This window comes from Autumnicola patrickiae (assembly GCF_031846525.1).
In the GTDB taxonomy this organism is placed as follows: domain Bacteria; phylum Bacteroidota; class Bacteroidia; order Flavobacteriales; family Flavobacteriaceae; genus Autumnicola; species Autumnicola patrickiae.
The window spans coordinates 1-2,587 of sequence record NZ_JAVRHM010000051.1 but is presented as its reverse complement, the minus strand read 5'-3'; the positions used below and the strand labels follow the sequence as shown (position 1 = coordinate 2,587).

The window sequence follows — 2,587 nt, the reverse complement described above, 5'->3', positions numbered from 1 at the left end:
TGGCTATTTCGGAGTGATGGTGCCACTTGTTTCGGTCAAACAGTGCCACTTTGAAAGATACTGCAATTATATAAAAAATTAATGTTACTCGTTCTTTAAAGCTCCTTTTCTTAGTGATTCTCCTTTGAGGTCGATCCGATGCGAGGAGTTCACGATCCTGTCCAAAATAGCGTCTGCAATAGTCCCTTCCCCAATAATATCATACCAGGCGGATACGGGTATTTGTGAAGATATAATTGTGGAAGCTTTGTTGTAGCGGTCATCGATGATATCCATCAGGGTTTCCCTGGCGTGGTTATCAAAACTCTGCAGGCCAAAGTCATCGAGGATCAGTACATCCGCTTTAATGAGTTTCCCAAGTTCCTTAAGATAAGTGCCATCCACTTTACTCAGTTTTAATTTCTTAAAAAGGCGGGCAGTATTGGTGTAAATGGTTTTGTATTCCATCATACATCCCTGATGCCCTAAAGCCTGGGCCAGGTAACTTTTACCAACTCCCGACGCCCCGGTAAGGATAATATTTTCCTTTCTGGTGATAAAATCCAGTGTCCCCAGGCGGGTAAACATGTTCTTATCCAGGTTTCGTTGCTGGGTGTAATTTACATCGGCCAGGTTCGCCTCTTGTTTAAAGCCGGCCTGTTTTAAGAGCCGCTCTATCTTCCGGTTCTGCCGGTCTTCCCATTGGTGATCGATCAGCAGAGCGAGGTATTCATCAGCAGTGATATTCTCTATACGATTGTCCTTTATGTGCTGCTGGTGCAACTGGGCCATAGCCCCCAGGCGCATTTGTTTAAGTTTTTCAATAGTCTGATTGTTATTCATATTCATTGGATTTAAATGGTTTATTATTTATATGCAGAAGCACCCCGTAAGTTATCGTGTTCCGGGATGTGTGGTTTATCTTCTTCGAGATCCTGGTAAAACAGGGAGCTTTTGTCCAGGTTGTTTTTCAGGATATTTTTAATGCGCAGGTAAGTAACCGCGTCTGCCTGCAAAGCTCTTTTACAGGCATCATCCAATCGCTGGGAGCCATAGGATTTATGGAGCTGGATGACCCCCATAGCTCGTTTATATCCTATTTCAGGATAGTCTACCGCGGTGATTATTTTCTCAATACAGCCCAGCACGTGCTTGCCATGTATGGCCGCTTTCTTTTTAAAAAATTCAGGGCTCCAATCGCTATAGTATTTATGGGTACTGCTAAGATGTTCTTTATTGGTATTATAACTGCCTTTTGATGGGTTGCGCTGGTGCAGGGCGATTCGCTGATGATAGTAATATACTTCTACCACGGAACTGGTATAATGGATGGTGGTTTCCTTTCCTATATAGCGATAGGGTGCGCTGTAATAGCTTTTATCCGGGGAGAAGTATACATAGCCTATTTTCTGAACCTTTGCCCTTCGGTAGCCTTTCAGTTCATAGACTGTCTCCGGCAGTGGCTTTAGGTATTCCCGCTCCACAGATTGGAAGAGTTCCCTGCGACTGGCTTCTTTGCGGGAGAACAAGAGGTCATTATACCGCTCCAACAAGCGTTTTAACTCCCGGTTCAGATCTTCCAAAGAGAAGAAGCTCATCTCCCGGAGGGGATAATAGATCCGCTGGTAGGCAAGGTTTACGGCATTCTCCACCAAGGCTTTATCTTGCGGGGCATAGCCCCGGGCAGGATTGATCACACAGTCGTAATGCCGTGCGAAGTCTTTAAAACTCCTGTTTATGTCAGCCTCATACCTGCTGGCACGGGTAACCGCTGATTTTAGATTGTCGGAGACAATGGCTTTAGGGACGCCTCCATAAAAGTGCAGGGCATTACAGCAACAGGTAATCAGGTCCTCTCGTTTCTGGCTCCTGCAGGCTTCCACGTAAGTGTACTGGCTGTTGGGAAGGATGGCTACAAATACTTCTACCGGGATCAGTTCACCGGTTTCCTTATCAATAATTTGGAGCTTTTTGCCGGCATAATCAATAAAGACTTCATTCCCAGGATCGTGTTCAAGTTTCATCGAACCTTTGACCTTGGCATATTTGCGCCGGTAGTGTTCCATAAACTGGGTATAACCATAAGGATCTTTAGCCTGCGCTACATATTCCTGATAATGGTATAAAAAAGTAAACCCTGGATGATTCCGGGCTTTATTGACCCCCTCAAAATATAACATCAGTTCCTCATAACGAGGGTTGTCAATAGTAGTGTGGGAAGGAAAAAGCTTTTCTAAGCCAGCATTATCAAGGGCCAATAATTCCTTAAGGGAAGAACCGCTGGCCTTGAACAGCCGCATATAAGTATTTACCGTATTGCGGGAGATCCCAAGGGTGGCACCTATTTTACGGTTGCTAAATCCATCGAGATGTAAGGAAATAATTTGTTTTAAGTCCATTGGATCAAGTGTATTGGCCATATCGCTTGTTTTTAAGCGACAAGGTATTATTTACTTGATCTTTCAAAGTGGCACAAAACGAACCGAAACAACTGGCACAAAACGAACCGATATAGGCTTAACTAAAAACCAAAAGTGGCACAATTTGAACCGAAATGCCTGGCACTAACCGACCGAAATCACTGGCACAAATCGATCCGAGATATCCA

The 2,587-nt window shown here is 44.3% G+C and carries 2 protein-coding genes; both read right to left on the bottom strand.

The window, feature by feature from the left end; genetic code table 11:
- Positions 1-84 precede the first annotated feature (84 nt).
- Entirely contained in the window at positions 85-822 is a 738-nt protein-coding gene (gene istB / locus RM549_RS19235) for an IS21-like element helper ATPase IstB (RefSeq protein ID WP_075327970.1), read from the bottom strand.
- A gap of 23 nt (positions 823-845) precedes the next feature.
- The gene (gene istA, locus RM549_RS19230) at positions 846-2,399 is read right to left on the bottom strand and encodes an IS21 family transposase (RefSeq protein ID WP_311687718.1); all 1,554 of its coding nucleotides are present in this window, start codon (positions 2,397-2,399) and stop codon (positions 846-848) included.
- Positions 2,400-2,587: the final 188 nt, after the last annotated feature.

Bases quoted from the DNA above. Each gene is read 5' to 3' on its own strand.
- istA (WP_311687718.1), bottom strand. From the start codon at position 2,399: ATGGCCAATACACTTGATCCAATGGACTTAAAACAAATTATTTCCTTA.
- istB (WP_075327970.1), bottom strand. From the start codon at position 822: ATGAATAACAATCAGACTATTGAAAAACTTAAACAAATGCGCCTGGGG.